Raw genomic sequence first — 18,302 nt, forward strand, 5'->3', positions numbered from 1 at the left:
GATCGATGGCGCCAACGTCAAGGCGCATCAAGGCCAGCCGCACCGCTTGATCGCCTATCGCGCACACGATCCCCATCCATTGCTGGAGGCGCTGCGCATCCGGCTAGCGGGGCGGCGGGAATTGCTCGTTTGCATTGACAGCCCGGTCAACTTCACCGTCGAAGTCCGTCGGCTAGCACATAGCCTCTGGCCGAAGCACAAGCACGCTATCACGGCTTACTGCCTGCGCCACCAATGGGCAGCCGACCTGAAACGGCACGCGGCTGCGGACTCAGTCAGCCAGGGGCTGGGACATGCCAGTGCCAAGACACGGCGACACTACGGGCAAGCCAATCAGGCCAGCAGCCGGCATGCCCTGCATCCCATCGCCATCGAGGCTGAGCGCTCCGTGAGGCCGGCTACCGCTAAGGCGCCGCACCATCGAGCAGCCTCAAGCAAGACAGTCACCCCCTGAAGAGAATCATGGCGGGGTGAGGTAAAACGCAGTTCATTTGCGGGACATCACTGATGAGGCGCCGCCATGTCACGCCTGAAGGACGAAACCCTTTCCATCCGCACCTCCGCTGAGATCAAGCAACTTCTGCGCTTGGCTGCTGATCGCGAGCGTCGCTCGGTGGCTTCAATGATCGAAATTCTGGTGCTGGAATACGCTCGTACGTATGACCTGATCCTCAAGGTCTGTCAGTAAAGGGAAATATATGAGGGTGGCGAATGCCGAGGAGGTGCAAGCGCACGTCAAAATCAAGAAGCTGAGGAAATGGAGTAGTCAGAGACTGATAACAGGGTATTTGTAGAGACAGTACCCCATTTAATGGCTATGATTACCCCATTTAGACGGCCTGGGCCTACATTCCATGCACTCGCTCACACCCGAGTACCTTGCCGCGCTTCGCTTCGATGGCACCCAGGCCGCCACGTTGCGCACACTGGGCGAGTATCAGGGCAAGCAGCAACTCTATGCCGCGCAGTCGCCCGAAGCCCTCAAGGGTCTGTGCCAGATCGCGGTGGTGGAGTCCACCGAGTCATCTAACCGGCTGGAAGGCGTTGTCGTCGCACCCTCGCGGTTGAAGTCGCTGGTCATCCGCAACGCAACGCCAAAGAGCCGTTCCGAACAGGAGATCGCCGGCTACCGCGATGCCCTGGCGCTGATCCACGAGTCTGCCGCGCACATGCCCTTCAGCGAGGGTGTTGTGCTGCAACTCCACACCCTGCTGTACCGTTACATGCCACAGGCGGGCGGGCGCTGGAAGGCTACCAATAACGACATCATCGAGCGTCACCCGGACGGCACGTCACGTCTACGCTTCCAGCCGGTCGCTGCGCACCTCACACCCATGGCTATGACCGGTCTGGCCGGGCGCTACGCCACCGCGCTGGATCAACACCTGGCCGACCCCCTCGTACTGGTGCCGCTGGCGATGCTCGATTTTCTGTGCATTCACCCCTTCCCGGACGGCAACGGTCGCATGTCCCGCTTGCTGACCCTGCTGCTGCTCTACCACTTCGACTATGCCGTGGGGCGCTACATCAGTTTGGAACGCATCTTCGAGGAAACCAAGGAAGGCTATTACGAGACGCTGGAAGCCAGCTCGCAGGGCTGGCACCAGGGGCAGCACGACGCAAAGCCTTGGCTCGACTACTTCTGGGGTGCCTTGCTGCGGGCATACCGCGAGTTCGAGGAGCGTGTCGGCACCATCGAACGTAGCCGTGGCAGTAAAGGCGACCGGGTGCGAGCGGAAGTGCTGGGGCGCTGCCTGCCGTTTTCGATTTCCGAAATCGAAGAGGCCTGCCCGGGCGTGAGCCGGGACATGGTACGGCTGGTGCTGCGGGCGATGAAGTCAGAGGGATTGATCGAATCGACTGGCAAGGGAAGAGGGGCAAAGTGGAAGCGCGTCACAGCAGGCTCCTCGGATAGAGCAGCGGTTCTGGCGATTGACCGCAAGATGGATCAGTGAGGACTCTACATGGATAACGTTTTCCAGTTCCGCGACCAGCTCATCGAGCGATACGGCAGCTTTTCCCGCAGTTTCGTTCGCATCGCCGCACCTGATATCCAAGCCGAGGTCGAGCATCAATATGCGCAAGGCCGCTATTGGCCTGAACCGCTGGTGCAGATCAACCCGAATTATCAACGTCAAGGCACAGTGCAGGATCTGGTGGCGGAGGGGGTCCTGCATCCTGCCTGCGCAGACATCTTTCAGGTTGGGAAGACGGAAGGCAAGCCAAGTCCCCTGCATCTTTACAAGCACCAAATGGAAGCCCTGGCCAAAGGCCAGGAACGCCAGAGCTATGTGGTCACAACCGGAACGGGGTCGGGCAAGTCCCTGTCCTTTTTCATCCCGGTCATCGACCGCCTTCTCAAGGCCAAGGACTCCGATGGCAAAGCACGTACCAGAGCCATTGTGATTTATCCGATGAACGCTCTGGCCAACAGCCAGCTGGAAGAGCTCGACAAGTTTCTGCATGGCTATGCGCCAGAGCACCGCCCCTTCACCGTCAAGCGCTATACCGGCCAGGAAAGCCAGACGGAACGCCGCGCCATCGCGGATGAACCGCCCGATATCCTGCTCACCAACTTCATGATGCTGGAGTACATCCTCACGCGCTTCGACGAAGTGGATCGGCGCGTGGTGGAACACTGCGAGGGACTTGAGTTCCTGGTGTTGGATGAGTTGCATACCTATCGTGGCCGTCAAGGGGCGGACGTTGCCTTGCTGGTGCGTCGCCTGCGGGAGCGCTTGAAAGCCGAGCAACTGGTCTGTATCGGCACGTCTGCCACCATGTCCAGCGCAGGCAGCCAAGCTGACCGCAACCGCGTGGTGGCTGCTGTGGCCAGCAAACTGTTTGGCACCCGGATCACCGAGCATGATGTCATCGGCGAGACCCTGGAGCGCGTCACCAACCCACTCAAGGATGTCAACGCCATCCGCACAGAACTGCCGGAAGCCGTTGCGCGAAAGCAGGATATCTGGGCTGATTTCGACGCTTTTCGCGATGATCCGTTGGCTATCTGGGTGGAATTGAACCTGGGTATCGAGCTACCTGCGGACGAGCCTCCAAGGCGCGCGAAACCCATGACGCTGGAAGAGGCCAGCTACCGTCTCGCCGAAGATGCGGGCTGCCAGCCTGAAGCCGCTCGCGCCGCCCTGCAGCGCTTTCTGGTGGCTGCCCATGATGTGCGCACGCCCCAGGGCAGGCCGCCTTTCGCGTTCAAGCTGCACCAGTTCATCAGTGGACCGGGCAAGGTGCTCACCACGTTGGAAGAGCGAGGCAAGCGCCATGTCACGCTCGATGCCCAGCGTTTCGCACCGGGGCGGCAGCAAGAGAATGTGCTGCTTTACCCCACGCATTTCTGCCGCGATTGCGGCCAGGAGTACCTGCCTGTCTGGCACGCACAGCAACCGGTCAGCTTCAGCCCGCGTGAAATCGACGATATCGCAGCAGAAGACGACACCGCCAGCTATGGCTTCCTGTGCCCACTGGTGCCCGGGCAGCAATACGGTGGCCTGCTTGAAAACCTGCCGGAAACCTGGATCGACCTCAGCCGAAGCGAGCCCAAAGTCAAGTCAGCCTACAAGAATGCCGTTCCCTATATGGTCACGGTCGATGCCAAAGGACAAACAGGCTCCGGGACGGAGTTCTGGTTCATTCCCGGAAAGTTCCGCTTCTGCCTGAACTGCGGCACGACACACGAAGCCCACGGCAAAGATGCCAACCGCCTCTCCAGTTTGTCCGGGGAAGGCCGTTCTTCGGCCACTACCATGATTGCCCTGGCGGCCTTACAGCAACTGTTTGCACTTCCCGATCCGGCTCCAGGCCAACCTGATCCGCGTAAATTGCTTGGGTTTACCGACAACCGCCAGGATGCAGCGCTGCAGGCGGGTCACTTCAATGATTTCATTTTCCTGTTGACGCTGCGTGCCGGCTTGATCGGCGCACTACAGGCAAGTGGCGGCCAGCTTGATGAAGAAAACCTGGCCGAAAGCGTATTCAAGGCCCTCGGCTTTCAAGGGGTCGATGAAGCCACCTTGGTGGAATATCTGCGCACTCCCAAGCTCATGGGGCTGGCACGGCAGGAAGCGCAACGCACCTTGCGATTCATTATTGCCTACCGGCTGCTGCGCGATCTACGGCGTGGCTGGCGCTTCAATAATCCGAATCTGGATCAGCTTGGCCTGTTGCAGATTCGGTACCGAGACCTGGCCGCCTTTAGCGCTGACACCAGCATCTTTGCCGCAAACAGCACCTTGAACAAACTGACGGCGGTGCAGCGAGCAATTCTGTACGAATTACTGTTCGACACGCTGCGTCGCCATCTGTGCCTGGAAAGCCGTTACCTCGACCCGGTCGAGCAGGACAAGGCACGTACCAGCGCCCACACCTATCTGAATGAACGCTGGGCTTTTGCCCCCGACGAGAAACTCGATACCGGCCGTTATCTCATCCTCGGCAAGCGCCCGGAATACAAGGGCAAACCGCGCACCGAGCTGGTGACCGGTGGCCCACGCTCCCGACTGCTGCGGCAAATAAAGGCTGCCGATTTCTGGCGTGCCAGCGCCTGTGCCGGCGAAGTCGCGCAGTGGAAAGACGCCGAATGGACTGAGCTGATCGAAGACATGCTCAAGGCAGCCAGCAACTATGGTTATGTGCAAAAACATGCCATTGATTCGCAGCTTGCTGGCTGGCGTCTGAACGCAGCCGCCATGGACTGGTGCCTGATTGCCGATGACGCACCGGCAGAAAGCAATCGCATCAACCAGTACTTCCGTGCGCTGTATCTCAGCATTGCCGACCTGCTGCGTCAGCCCTCACATCCGCTGTTCGATTTCGAGGCCCAGGAACATACGGCCCAGGTGGATGCACCGCGCCGGCAACTGCTGGAGCAGCGTTTCCGTTACACCGAAAAGGACAGGCAAGACTGGGCGCAGAACCCGGCCCACGAAGCACCGCTGGAGCGTCTGCCTGTGATGTTCTGCTCTCCCACCATGGAGCTGGGCGTGGATATCTCCGCACTCAACACCGTGTACCTGCGCAATGTGCCGCCAACCCCGGCCAACTACGCCCAGCGCAGCGGCCGTGCGGGGCGTTCGGGCCAGCAGGCACTGGTCATCACCTACTGCGCGGCACTCAGCCCGCATGACCAGTGGTTCTTCCACAATGCCAGCGAGATGGTGCATGGCGTGGTACGTGCACCTACACTCGATCTGGCCAACCGTGACTTGATTGACAGCCATCTGCAAGCGGTCTGGCTGGCCAGCACCCAGGTGCCGCTGGACGACAGTATTGCTCCCATGCTGGATCTTGATCGGCCCGGCAAACCACTGAAACAGCCCTTGCAGGAAGCGCTACAGGCGCAGACCGTCCAGCAGCGTGCCCTGGCCAGTGCCTGCCGGGTCATTGATCAGCTCAAGGAAGAGCTGGTAAGCAGCGCCTGGTTCACGCCTGACTACGTACACCAGGTCATCGCCAATGCACCCAAGGCGTTCTCCGAAGCGCTGGAACGCTGGCGCGTGTTGTTCGATGCGACGCGTCAGCAGATGGACATGGCGGATCGCATCGTCAAGAGCCATACCGCTTCGCACACCGAGCGCCAGAATGCCCAGCGCCGTTACGGCGATGCCGCGCGCCAGTACGCCGTGTTGCTCAAATCCGGTAATGGCCAGAACAACGACTTCTACACCTATCGCTACCTGGCCAGCCAGGGCTTCCTGCCAGGCTACAACTTTCCGCGCCTGCCGCTGATGGCCTGGATTCCCGCCCGTGGCGGTCAGACCGTCAATGGCAAGGATGACGAAGGCAGCATGGTCAGCCGTCCGCGTTTCCTGGCCTTGTCAGAATTTGGTCCTCGCAGCCTCATCTATCACCAGGGCCGCATGTACCGCGTGGTGCGTGCCAAACTCAACGTCGGCAATACAGACCATATTTCCGGCAGCGGCCAGTTGGCCACCATTGCCTCTCTGGTGTGCAGTCAGTGCGGCTACGGACATCTCGGCGAGCCGGGTGGCGAACAGCCGCTGGTCAATCGCTGCGAGAACTGTGATGCCCTGCTCACCGAGCAAGATTGGGTGCGCAAACTCTATCGCATCGAAACCGTGGAGACGGTAGCTACCGAGCGCATCTCCATCAACGACGAGGAACGCCAGCGTCAGGGCTTCGAGCTGCAGACCACCTACCGTTTCCTGCCCGGGCCCGATGGCCAGATTCAGAAGCAGAAAGCCGAAGTCCGGCTGGGCGAAGAATTGTTGGGCGAACTCACTTATGCGCCTGCTGCGCAAATCTGGCGTATCAACCGCGGCTGGCGCAGGCGCAAGGACAAGGAGCAACTGGGCTTCTACATCAATCCCATTACCGGCACCTGGAGCAAGCAGGACACGCCGGATGCGGAAGACGACAACGGCAACGATGATGCCTTGCTGGAAAAGGTGACGCCCCAGCGCATCGTTCCTTTTGTGGAAGATCATCGCAACCTGCTGATATTCACACCTCTACATGCCCTGTCGCTGGAGGCCATGGCTACCCTGCAGGCTGCTCTCAAGCGTGGCATCGAAATGACCTTCCAGATCGAGGAATCCGAACTGGTGGTCGAACCCCTGCCGAAGTCCGACGAACGTCGCGCCTTGCTGTTCTACGAAGCGGCCGAAGGCGGTGCGGGTGTGCTCACTCGCCTGGCAAGCAATCGCGACGACCTTGCACTCGTCGCCAGCAATGCCCTGCAACTGATTCACTACCGCGCACCGCAGAGCGGCGTTTGGACGCTGGACGATCTGCCGTCACTGGAGCAGACCGATGAACTGGGCAATCATCAATGCGAGGCCGGCTGTTACCAATGCCTGCTCTCCTACTTCAATCAGCCGGATCACGAGCACATCAACCGCCGTAACGCGGATGCGCTCAAGCTGCTGGTCGCGCTGGCCAATGCCCAGGTGCAGCCCGTAACGAACAGCCCGGCCGCCATTGCCTCAGCGACTTCAGAAGACGAGCTGCTCGACGTCTGGCTGTCCGCACTCCGCCAGGCCGGGGCTAGACAACCTGATGCGGTCAATGTACCCGTCAACAATGGCGCGGCCATCGCCGCAGCCCAGTACAAGGCATCTCGTGCTTTGGTATTTCTTTCCGTAGTGGATGGGCAGACCGCCAGCGTATTGCAGGACAAAGGCTGGCAGGTGCTCGATTTTGCGGACGTTTCACAGTGGCCACAAAAGTTTGCCGCGCACGTCGATGTGTTTGGCTCCAAGGAATAAAAGGCCCATGACAACCCTAGAACACGACTTTTTACCCGGCAACCTGGTGCGCGCCCGAGGCCGCGAATGGGTGGTGCAGAGCGACTCCCGCCGCGACTGGTTGCGCCTGCGTCCATTGAACGGCGCCGATGACGAAAGCATAGCCCTGATCCCCGAGTTGGAACTGCATCCCGTCGAACCTGCCACCTTCGACTGGCCCGATCCTGCACGCGCCGGCAACCATGCCGCCGCGCTGTTGCTACGCGATGCCTTGCGCCTGACCCTGCGCGCAGGCGCCGGCCCGTTCCGCTCCTTTGGCAATATCGCGGTGGAGCCTCGCGGCTACCAACTTGTGCCGTTGCTGATGGCACTGCGCCTGTCCACTGTGCGCCTGCTGATTGCGGATGACGTCGGCATCGGCAAGACCATCGAAGCCGGCCTGATCGCACGAGAGCTCATGGACCGTGGCGAAATCGCCCGCCTGGCCATTCTCTGCCCGCCACACCTTGTCGAGCAGTGGCAAAGTGAGTTGGAAACCCGCTTCAACCTTCAGGCCGTGGCGTTGACTTCGTCTTCGGCCTCCCGCATCGAACGTGATCTTCCGCATGGAGTGCGCTTGTTCGACCATCATCCCCTGGTGGTCGTCAGCCTGGACTACATCAAGAGCGAACGCCACCGCGAACAGTTTCTTGCCGCTGCCCCTGAATGCATCATCGTTGACGAAGCCCACACGTGCGCCAGCAGTGGCGCCGGCAAGCAATTGCGCTTCGAGTTGCTGCAGCGCCTTGCCCGTGACGAGCAGAGACACCTGATCTTGCTGACCGCCACCCCGCACTCCGGTGACGAAACCGCCTTCTACAACCTGCTGTCGCTGCTCGATCCCCGCTTTGCAGCGCTGCAAGGGCGCATGACGGCCTCCGATCCGCTGCGTCAGGAACTCGCCCGCCATTTTGTGCAACGCCGCCGCAAGGACATCGCCGAGTGGCAGGCCGAAACCCAAGATGGGCGGGGGTTCCCCCGCCGCATGAAAACCGAGCTCACCTACCAGCTCAGCGGCGAATGGGGTGCGTTTTTTGATGCCGTGCAGGACTACTGCCGGGAAATGGCGGAAGCCATTGAACAGCAGGACACGCAGCAAAGTGGCGCCCGCCTCATTTGGTACGCCACCCTGGCCTTGCTGCGCTGCGTGGCCTCTTCGCCTGCGGCGGCCGTCAAGGCCCTGACCACGCGGCTGGAAGGCACCATGGCGGATGACGACTTGCTCAGTGACGAGCGCCTGCACGATGGCGAAGCCGACGACCTAATGGGCAGTGACCTGGAGCCGCCCGCCCAATTGCAGGACGCCAGCCGCCTGCACGACCTCATTGCCGAAGCACAGCGCCTGTCCGGCAAGAAGGGCGATCCCAAGCTGGCCGCGCTCATCCGGCACATCGGTTCCTTGCTTGAAGATGGCTATCACCCCGCGGTGTTCTGCCGCTATGTCGCCACCGCCCATTACGTGGCCGAGCACCTCAAGGCCGCCTTTCCCAAGGCCACCGTCGATGCCGTCACCGGCGAGCTCACTCCGGAAGAGCGCCGTGAGCGTGTGGAAGACATGGAAGAGGCCGAGCAACGCATCCTTGTCGCCACCGACTGCCTTTCCGAAGGCATCAACCTGCAGCATCTGTTCACCGCCGTCGTCCATTACGACCTGGCCTGGAACCCCACACGCCACGAACAACGCGAAGGCCGCGTCGATCGTTTCGGCCAGCAGGCCGACGAAGTCCGTTGCACCATGCTTTACGGGCAGGACAACCCGGTCGATGGTTTCGTGCTCAACGTCATCCTGTGCAAGGGCGAAACCATCCAGAAGGAACTGGGCGTGCTGGTGCCCCTGCCCGAGGACGAAGCCCGCATCAGCCAGGCCCTGGTCAAGGCGGCCCTCATGCGGCGCAGCGACAGCAGCATGGCCTCGCCGCAAGCCAGTTTCGATTTCGGTGAATCCGAACAACTGCTGGCGCCGTTGCAGGCCCAATGGCAGGACGCCCTGGAAAAAGCCAAGGCCAACCGCACCGTCTTTGCCCAACGCCGCATCAAGCCCGACGAGGTGCTGCCGGAATGGCACAAACAGCAACAAGCCCTGGGTACCCAGGCCGATGTGCAGCGTTTCCTGCAAAGCGCCTGCGTTCGCCTCGGCTCCCCCCTGGAAATGGACCGCAAGCAGGCCCGCTTCCTGCCGCAGCACCTGCCCGAAGCACTGCGCCAGCGTCTAGCCGACGAAGGCATCAACAAACCGCAAAGCATCGACTTAGCCGAACTGCACCGCAGCCACCCACTGGTAGGCCTGCTGGCGCAGCACCTGCTGGAAGATGCACTCAGCAGCGAACGTCCGCTGGCTGCCCGTTGTGCCGCCACGCTGACCGACGACGTCGATGTCGCCACCACGATCTATCTGCTGCGCTTGCGCCATCAGCTCAGCTACGTGCGCCGTCGCGAGCCTTTCCAGATGATGGCCGAGGAGACCGTGGCCCTGGCCGTGCGTGGCCGTGCCAATCCGCAATGGCTGGCCGATGACAGCGTGAACCGCCTGCTCGAATGCACGCCCAGTGGCAACCTGCCCGCAGAAGCCGTGCAACGCGAGGTGTGCGCCGCGCTCGATTTCCTCGCCGCACATCCCCAGCCACTGCAAGCCCTGGCAGAGCAACGCGCCCAAGCCCTGTTGGCCGACCACGAGCGCGTACGCGCCGCCGCCCGCGACGTGGGCCACCACAGCGTCAGCCCCTGCCTGCCAGTGGATGTGATGGGTGTGTACGTGCTGCTGCCCGACTCGCTATAAGCCTCGGCCTAAAGAAGAACAACCATGAAACGCATCCGCAAGACCCAGGCCACGCTGGATTTGCCCACTCTCAAGCTCGAAGGTGGCCTGTTCCTGCCCGACCAACTGGAAAAAGCCGCCCAGGGCCGCGCCAGCGCCCAGAGCGAGGCCGATTACGGCACCCCCAAGGGCGTCAAGCTCAAGGACGAATACAGCCGCGCCTTCCAGATCGCCTGCGCCCAGTGGCAGCACTTCGCCGCGCAGATGGAGCGCGCCGACGTCGATGCCGCCCAGCTCACCACCGCTTTCGTGCACGAACTGCTGCGCGATGCCTTCGGCTACGCCACCCTGCAAGCCACTTCGGCACAGTCGGTGGGGGAACTGCGCTACCCCGTCAGCCTGACGAACGGCAGCCTGCCCGTACTCGTTGCCCCGTATTCCCTGGGGCTGGACGAGGCCGACGCGCACTTTGCCGTGCAGGGCGGCGGCAGTCGCAGGAAGGCCCCCTTCCAGGCCATGCAGGAGCTGCTCAACGCCAGTACCGACCACCTCTGGGGCATCGTCAGCAACGGCAGGCAACTGCGCCTGTTGCGCGACGCCGCCAGCCTCACCCGCCCCAGCTTTCTCGAAGTCGATCTGGCCGACCTGCTGGGCGGCCAGCGCTACGCCGAATTCGCCAACGTCTGGCGCCTGCTGCATGCCAGTCGTGCGCCCGGTCACCGTGTACAAGGAGCTGAAACCTGCATATGGGAACAATGGCGCACCGAAGGCCAGCAAGAAGGCACCCGCGTACGCGATGGCCTGCGCGATGGCGTCGAGCAGGCGCTGCTGACCTTCGGTCAGGGCTTCCTGCAACACCCCGACAACCACGCCCTGCGCACCGCCCTGCATGACGGCACGCTCAGCAAGGACGCCTTTTTCCAACAACTGCTGCGCCTGGTCTACCGGCTCATCTTCGTCTTCACCGTGGAAGAGCGCGGCGTGCTGCACCCACGGAGCGATAGCGCCGATGCACAAGCCGCTCGCCGAGCCTATGCCGAAGGCTATGCCCTGATCCGCCTGCGCGAGCTGTGCCTCAAACGCCGCGCCCGCACCCGGCACGACGACCAGTGGCAGGCCATCCGCATCGTCTTCCGTGGCCTGGCACAAGGCGAGCCGCGTCTGGCCTTGCCCGCCCTGGGCGGCCTGTTCGCTCCCGCGCAATGCCCAGATCTGGATGCCGCCAGCCTAGACAACGCCCACCTGCTGGCCGCCCTGCAACATCTGCGCTGGGCCAAGCCGACCGGCGCGCAAAGCCTGGTGCCGGTGGACTACCGCAACATGGGCCCGGAAGAGCTGGGCAGTGTCTACGAAAGCCTGCTGGAACTGGTGCCCGCCATCGACCTGCCCGCCCGCACCTTCGGCTTCGTCGGCCGCACCGAGGAAGGCAGCACCGCCGGCAACGCCCGCAAGCTCACCGGCAGCTACTACACCCCTGACAGCCTGGTGCAGGAGCTGATCAGGAGCGCGCTCGACCCCGTCATCGAACAACGTCTGGCAGCCAACCCGACCAACCCCACCGAGGCACTGCTGGCCATCCGCGTCATCGACCCGGCCTGCGGCAGCGGCCACTTCCTGCTCGCCGCCGCCCGCCGTCTGGCGGAAAAGCTGGCCCAGTTGCGCAGCCTCGAAGGCGGGCAGGAAGGCGCCATCCAGCCGCAGGACTACCGCCACGCCCTGCGCGAGGTGGTAGCCCGCTGCATCTTCGGGGTGGACCGCAACCCCATGGCCATCGAACTGGCGCGCATGGCTCTGTGGCTGGAAGGCTACGAGGAAGGCCGCCCGCTGGGCTTTCTCGACCACCACCTGCAAGTGGGCGACGCCCTGCTGGGCCTGACCGACCTGACCGTGCTGGAACAAGGCATCGCCAAGGATGCCTTCAAGCCCTTGAGCGGCGACGACAAGGAGGTTTGCAAGCAATTGGCCAAAGCCAACGCCGCCGGCCTCAAGCAGATCTCCAAAGACCTGCAAGGCAAGCAGATGCTGCTGGGCGTAGACAACCGCAGCGGCCTTGAAGCTTTGCGTGCCATCGAAACCCTGCCCGCCGACACACCCGAACAGGTGGCCGACAAGGAACAAGCCTGGCGCCGCTTTCTGCAGGACTCCGCCCACAGCCCGCTGGCCCACGCCGCCGATGCGCTGGTGGGCGCCTACCTGCTGCCCAAGACGGAAGACACGGCAGAAACCGTGCCCACCAGCATCACCCTGCATGCGCTGCTCACCGCGCCGGAACGCGCCCAGACCGAGCATGCCACTCCTATCGCCGCCGCACGCGCCGCCTGCGAACAGGCCCGCGTATTCCACTGGCCGCTGGCCTTTCCGCAGGTGTTCGCGCAAGGCGGCTTCGACTGCGTGCTGGGCAATCCGCCGTGGGAACGCATCAAGCTGCAAGAGGAAGAATTCTTCGCCACCCGCCACCGCGACGTGGCGCAAGCCCGCAACAAGGCCGAACGCGCCCAGCGCATCCAGTGGCTCAGCGAAGGCATGCTGGCGCGCCACCTGTACCCCGACCTGGCCCACGAAGCGCACGAGGACGAAGCCGAAAAACGCCTCTACCGCGAATTCGTTACCGCCCGCCGCACGGCGGAAGCGGCCAGCGTGTTCGCCCATGTGAAAGGCAACGACGGCGGCCGCTATCCACTGACCGGCGTGGGCGACGTGAACACCTACGCGCTGTTTGCCGAAACCATCCTGCAAATCCATGCCGACAGTGGCCGCGCCGGTTTCATCGTGCCCACCGGCATTGCTACCGACGACAGCACCAAGGCGTACTTCGGCCACATCACCCAGAACCGGCGGCTGGTCAGCCTGTACGACATCGAGAATCGCGACAAGCTATTCCCCGCCGTCGATAGCCGCATGAAGTTCTGCCTACTCACCTTGGGTGCGGCGGAACAGGCCGAGTTCGTCTGCTTCGCCACCCAGGTCAGCCAACTGACCGACCCGCGCCGCCGCTTTACCCTCACGCCCGACGAATTCCGCCTCATCAATCCCAATACGCTTACCTGCCCGGTGTTCCGCAGCGAGCGCGATGCGGAGCTGACCAAGAAGCTCTACCGCGCCGCGCCGGTGCTGATGCGTGATGCCGCTACCGCAGGCGAGGGCAAACAAGCCAAAGTGGTGGAGCCTGAGCAAAACCCGTGGGGCATTTCGTTCATGGCGATGCTGCACATGTCCAATGACAGCCACCTGTTCAAGGACGAGCCAGCCGCCGACCATCTGCCGCTGTACGAAGCCAAACTCATCCACCAGTTCGACCACCGCTGGGCCACCTACACGGCGGACGGCAACAGTCGCGATGTCACGCTGCCTGAAAAGGCCGACCCGCATTTCACCGTCACCCCGCGCTATTGGGTAGAGGCCCGCGAAGTCTGGCTACGCGTCGCCCGTCTGCCCGATGGCTTGCTGAAGGCTCTCAAGGACGGCAACGCCCAGGCCGCCGCGCTGTGCGTCACCCAGTTGTTGTTCGGTCGCTACCTGGCCGAACAGCGCCGCGCCCATCCCGGCATGGGCATCTATCCCGCGTGGAAAGCCTTTGTCGCACGGCATCCCTATGCCTGCGCCATCGTCCCCACATCACTGGGGTTCGTCGGGGATAACCCCCCATGCCTGCAACCGCTGAACGATGACTACCTGCCCGCCGAAGGCGAAGCCAGGGTGCAGCCCTACACGCCCGGCGCCAGCAGCGCCACCGCCTGGTACGCCACCGACCCCGACGCCGAGCGCGCCGTACTGGCGCTCGCTGCCGACTATGGCCATCTGCCGGCGTCGGAAGCGCCTATGGCGGACGAGTCCGACGTGCTCGCCCTCGCCGAACGCTGGCTGCAGGCCGCCTGCCCGCAGTGGTTGATGGGCTGGCGGGACATTTGCCGCGCGACCGATGAACGGACGGTGATTGCGTCGGTGGTGCCGTTGGCTGGCGTTGGCAATCAAATGCCATTGATGCTGTTCCCCGAAGGGGGAAACCGTGCACGATTCGCTGCGCTGCTCGCCAACCTGTCTGCGCTGGCCTTTGACTTTGTGGCACGCCACAAGACAGGCGGCACGCACATGAATTACTTCATCTACAAACAGCTTCCTGTATTGCCCCCAGACCGCTACACCGAAGCTGACCTCGACTTCATCGTCCCGCGTGTACTGGAGCTGACCTACACCGCCTGGGATTTGCAGCCCTGGGCCGAGGAATTGGTGAGCGTGTGGAAAACGGAAACCGGCGACTGGAAGCCCGGCCCCCCCGAGGCCATCCGCCGCTCGCCGCTCACCCCTTTCCCTTATGACCCCGACCGCCGCGCCATCCTGCGCGCCGAACTCGACGCCTACTACGCGAGACTCTACGGCCTCACCGAGGAAGAACTACGCTACATCCTCGACCCCGCCGACGTCATGGGCGACGACTACCCCAGCGAAACCTTCCGCGTGCTCAAGGAAAAAGAAGTTCGCGAATATGGCGAATACCGCACGCGACGGCTGGTGCTGGAGGCTTGGGAGCGCTTGGAACAAGCACTCCCGGCCATCATTCCGCAAGCCCAACCCGCTCGCCCGAGCACGCCATTCCGCACCTATGCAGCGGGCTGCACACCGGCCACAGAAGCCGAGGACTGGCTCGCGGGGTTGGTCTGCGACATTCTCCTTCAGGCAGGTACTTGCGATGATGTTCGCCTGCGCCAGATTCTGCTGACAGACCTGCCGGAGCATATTCCGCACAGGGAGCTTCTGAGCGAGTGGCTGCAGCCGGTCAAGAACGAGCGGTGGTCACATATCAGTGCCTGGCTGCGCAGCCTGTTGGGGGTGCCGACCACAGAACCTCTGTCTATCCGTGATGCGAAAGGTCTGGCACAGGTGCTGGGCGACATCCGTACAGCATCGCTTGCCAGCGCCTTGATTGAGGCAAGGAAACAACAGGAGTTGGCTTTGGAGCAGGCATTGGCCGCACCAGAAACGCCCATGCAAACGGAAGGTCTGCAAAAAAGGGGATAAGGGATGAGTGCTGTCGGTATGCCAGAACCATTTTCTACAAAGCCTCGCCTATGGGTAGAGACGTTGTGGCTGCTGGAGTCACTGACAGCGGATGAGTCCTTGCGTGAAATATCGCTGCGTCGCGGCCTCAACCTGATCGTATCGCCACCAGGAAAAGGCAGCTCTGGGCATGGCGTGGGAAAAACCGCTTTTTGCCAATTGCTGCGGTTCGCACTGGATGACCCCCTCTGGTCCGAGGGGTCAGCCTTGCGCGATGAACTGCTGCAAAGCGAGGATTTGAAGGAAGGGGCTGTTGCCGCCCGTGTGCATATTGGCGGGGAAGTATGGACAGTCTTGAAGCCGTGGCGACACCAGAAGATGTACCGCGCTTCCCGTCACGCGGATTGGCGGCAGCTGGCCGCAGGTAACGCTGAGAACGAATACCACGCTTACCAGAATGCACTGCGACAGCATTTTGTCGAAACCTTGCCGGTTCAGGAGTTGCCTGGCTCCGGGCAGCCTATTGAATGGCACCACATTCTGGCCTGGTGCTCCCGTGACCAGAACGCCCGATACCAGCATTACTTCCAATGGCGTGCGGAAGGTGTCCGGTTCAGTTTGCCGGCGAAGTCGCCATTGGCTCTCATACAGATCGTATTAGGTATGCTGCACGACGCCACGACGCTGCGTGATCTGGATAGCGCAGCAAAAGCGGTAGAAACCCATAAGGCGAGACTGGATCAGCTGCGAGAGGAACCTGCGCGTTTGCTGAACCATGTGCGCCGGCAATTGGCCAACCGCCTTGAAGTGCCAATCAATACACCCTTCCGTCAAGAAGGATTGATCGCGCATCCCAACCTGGTTGGTATCGCCAGACAACGGCACGAAGCCTATCAGAAGGAATTGCTAACAATCGAGGAAGAGCGAAAAGCGCTAGCACACAAGCGCATGCACTTGCTGGAAAAGCTTGCGCCGCTGAAATCCAAGCTGGGTGTCATTGTCAATGAAATCGCTCAGATGGAAGCGTTGATTGCTGGCGATATCGAGCGGTTAGAGGCGTTGCAGAACGAAGCAGCATCACTGCAAAAGAATCTCTCCAAGCATTGCGATGCAGGAAATCGCCTGCTCGGGGAGTGTCACTATGTTACTCAGCGCATCGAACTGGTTCAGATTGACCGAAAGCAACGCACCCTGCTTCATCAGCAAACCAAAGAGTCCCTTGAGCGCAGTTTGATTCCGCTGCGCCGCCGCAGGGATGAGCTGAGCAATGAGATCGCTCCACTGGATAAAGCACTTGCCGCTATTGATGGAAGAAGTGCTGATATGGACCAGAGGTACGCCCAAGCAATGGTGGCTGATCAGCTGCTCACGGAGGCTATCGAGAGCTACGAATATTATGAAAGCCTCGCCTCTGGAAAGTCACAATCAACCGAAATGGATGCGTTACAACGCAAGCTGGATGAACATCGGCGTCGTTGCAATCAGTTGAAGCTACAGCTCGAACAACAGCGCCAGATGGTAGCGGGGCGCCGCCAGGCAATCAGCGACGCCATGATGGCTGTTGCCAGATCACTGCCTTCCTTCACGTGGGGCGTTTTCAACGATCAAGAAGAACACCGCAATCACCCCTTCCGAATGGGGCCGAGACACTCGACCACCTACAAAGTTCTGGAGATTCTCGCAGGTGATGTGGCCTGCTTGCTCGATAGCACTCAGGAGCAAAGCTTCCATCCCGGGTTTCTATTGCACGATTCTCCCCGCGAAGCGGAGATGAGCGAAGACATACTCTGGGCATTGCTCGAACATGTCGCAAAAAAAGGTGGAGACTCGTTGCAATACATCGTCACCACTTCAACTGAACCACCTGAATCACTCCAGATTTATGAGCGGCACAGGCTCTCAACAGAGGGCGTGGACGGACTTCTTTTCCGTAAGCGCTTGGGTGCAGAACAGGCAACGATGGCATGAACCCCCTGCAACGCACCCTCATCGAAAAAGCCGGCCACGACAATGGCTTCGAGCACGTGCTATCTCCGGCAGGCGATGCGGTGACACTGGCTTCGGCCCGTCATCGCAGTCAGGCAGTGGTGACAGCATTGGCCGAAGGCTTTGAAGTGCGCTTTCAGCCAGCCACGCCCGCGCTGTTGCCGGAGTTGCTGCGCAGCTTTCAGCCCTGGGCCGGTGCTGCTGGCGTGTTCTGTGTGCCCACCCTGGCTGATCTGGCCGCCCTGTTGCGCCGTGCAGCCAGTCTGTCGCAGGCCTTGCCGAACCAGGCGGTAAGCGACTACCACGCTGCCGTGGCGCAAGCGGTGGAAGCGATGCCTGCCGAAGCCCGGGGCACGGAAGTCGAACGCCTGGTGCGTCAGCGTGTGGGACAGGCGCGTTACCGCGATGCCTTGCTCACCTATTGGGGTGGCGCCTGTGCGGTAACCGGCATCAATGTGCCCGAGGTGCTGCGTGCCAGCCATGCCAAACCCTGGGCCGAGTGCGCCGGTGATGCCGAGCGGCTGGATGCCTTCAATGGCTTTCTGCTGGTGGCCAATCTGGATGCATTGTTTGATCGCTTTCTGATCAGCTTCGACGATACCGGGTACTTGCTGACCAGCTCCCGCCTGACCGCAGGCGATCTGCAGGGGCTTGGCATTCAGCCGGGCATGAGGCTGCGCTGGCTGGCCCGCGAGCACTTGCATTATCTGCAATGGCACCGCGAGCGCTTCCTGCTCACATCCTGATCGAGGAAATAGCATGGCCAAGGCCGAAGCAAGCGTTGAAGAACTGGTATCCATGATTGAGCGTGGCGAGTTGCGCTTGCCGGAAATGCAGCGCCAGTATGTGTGGCGTTCCACGCGAGTGCGCGATCTGCTGGACTCGCTGTATCGCGGCTATCCTTCGGGCGCAATCCTGCTTTGGGAAACGGATGAAGCTGTACCGCTGCAGGATTTCGCGGTCAGCCAGAGCACGAATCCCTACCAGAGCACCCGGCTCCTGCTGGATGGTCAGCAGCGTCTGACTTCGCTCTCTGCCGTCATTCGCGGCGAGCCGGTGTCGGTGCGCGGTCGCCGTCGGCCCATCGATTTGCTCTTCAATCTGGAGCATCCCGACCAACTGGCCGTCGTGACCGAAGTGGATGAGAACGGCGATGACGCTGAGGTCGATGAGGAAGGCGAGTTGGGCGGCGACGAGGCCGACGCCAGCGAAGACGAACTGCTGACGCGCTTCAACAAAATGACCTTCGTGGTGGCGACCCGGAAGCTGTAGCAGTTTCAGCAGTGGGTGTTGTTATCTGTTGTGTT

The 18,302-nt window shown here is 61.8% G+C and carries 9 protein-coding genes; all 9 read left to right on the plus strand.

Annotated elements, in window-relative coordinates:
- On the plus strand, window positions 1-454 hold a 454-nt coding region (locus EV683_RS14450), incomplete at its 5' end, for a hypothetical protein (protein WP_207910469.1).
- Between the two features lie 66 nt (window positions 455-520).
- On the plus strand, window positions 521-688 hold the full coding sequence (locus EV683_RS14340) for a hypothetical protein (protein WP_017936933.1): 168 nt from the start codon (window positions 521-523) through the stop codon (window positions 686-688).
- Window positions 689-854: 166 nt separating this feature from the next.
- The gene (locus tag EV683_RS13480; RefSeq protein WP_131863141.1) at window positions 855-1,955 is read left to right on the plus strand and encodes a Fic family protein; all 1,101 of its coding nucleotides are present in this window, start codon (window positions 855-857) and stop codon (window positions 1,953-1,955) included.
- A gap of 9 nt (window positions 1,956-1,964) precedes the next feature.
- Window positions 1,965-7,241 (plus strand): DEAD/DEAH box helicase, encoded by a 5,277-nt coding sequence (locus EV683_RS13485; RefSeq protein WP_131863142.1) that lies wholly within the window; start codon window positions 1,965-1,967, stop codon window positions 7,239-7,241.
- Window positions 7,242-7,248: 7 nt separating this feature from the next.
- Window positions 7,249-10,035, plus strand: a complete 2,787-nt coding sequence (locus EV683_RS13490; RefSeq protein WP_131863143.1) for a helicase-related protein — start codon at window positions 7,249-7,251, stop codon at window positions 10,033-10,035.
- A 24-nt stretch (window positions 10,036-10,059) separates the two neighbouring features.
- The gene (locus EV683_RS13495; protein WP_207910470.1) at window positions 10,060-15,030 is read left to right on the plus strand and encodes an Eco57I restriction-modification methylase domain-containing protein; all 4,971 of its coding nucleotides are present in this window, start codon (window positions 10,060-10,062) and stop codon (window positions 15,028-15,030) included.
- Window positions 15,031-15,033: 3 nt separating this feature from the next.
- Window positions 15,034-16,977: a coiled-coil domain-containing protein gene (locus tag EV683_RS13505; protein WP_131863144.1), complete on the plus strand. Its 1,944-nt coding sequence runs from the start codon at window positions 15,034-15,036 to the stop codon at window positions 16,975-16,977.
- On the plus strand, window positions 16,974-17,741 hold the full coding sequence (locus EV683_RS13510) for an HNH endonuclease (protein WP_131863145.1): 768 nt from the start codon (window positions 16,974-16,976) through the stop codon (window positions 17,739-17,741). The genes EV683_RS13505 and EV683_RS13510 overlap by 4 nt, the downstream gene beginning before the upstream one ends.
- 13 nt (window positions 17,742-17,754) lie before the next feature.
- Window positions 17,755-18,267, plus strand: a complete 513-nt coding sequence (locus tag EV683_RS13515) for a DUF262 domain-containing protein (protein WP_243694768.1) — start codon at window positions 17,755-17,757, stop codon at window positions 18,265-18,267.
- Window positions 18,268-18,302 lie beyond the last annotated feature (35 nt).

It is taken from the genome of Crenobacter luteus (assembly GCF_004345725.1).
Lineage (GTDB): Bacteria > Pseudomonadota > Gammaproteobacteria > Burkholderiales > Chromobacteriaceae > Crenobacter > Crenobacter luteus.

Coding starts and splice junctions, on each gene's coding strand:
- EV683_RS13515 (WP_243694768.1), top strand. CDS start 17,755: ATGGCCAAGGCCGAAGCAAGCGTTGAAGAACTGGTATCCATGATTGAG.
- EV683_RS13480 (WP_131863141.1), top strand. CDS start 855: ATGCACTCGCTCACACCCGAGTACCTTGCCGCGCTTCGCTTCGATGGC.
- EV683_RS14340 (WP_017936933.1), top strand. CDS start 521: ATGTCACGCCTGAAGGACGAAACCCTTTCCATCCGCACCTCCGCTGAG.
- EV683_RS13495 (WP_207910470.1), top strand. CDS start 10,060: ATGAAACGCATCCGCAAGACCCAGGCCACGCTGGATTTGCCCACTCTC.
- EV683_RS13490 (WP_131863143.1), top strand. CDS start 7,249: ATGACAACCCTAGAACACGACTTTTTACCCGGCAACCTGGTGCGCGCC.
- EV683_RS13505 (WP_131863144.1), top strand. CDS start 15,034: ATGAGTGCTGTCGGTATGCCAGAACCATTTTCTACAAAGCCTCGCCTA.
- EV683_RS13485 (WP_131863142.1), top strand. CDS start 1,965: ATGGATAACGTTTTCCAGTTCCGCGACCAGCTCATCGAGCGATACGGC.
- EV683_RS13510 (WP_131863145.1), top strand. CDS start 16,974: ATGAACCCCCTGCAACGCACCCTCATCGAAAAAGCCGGCCACGACAAT.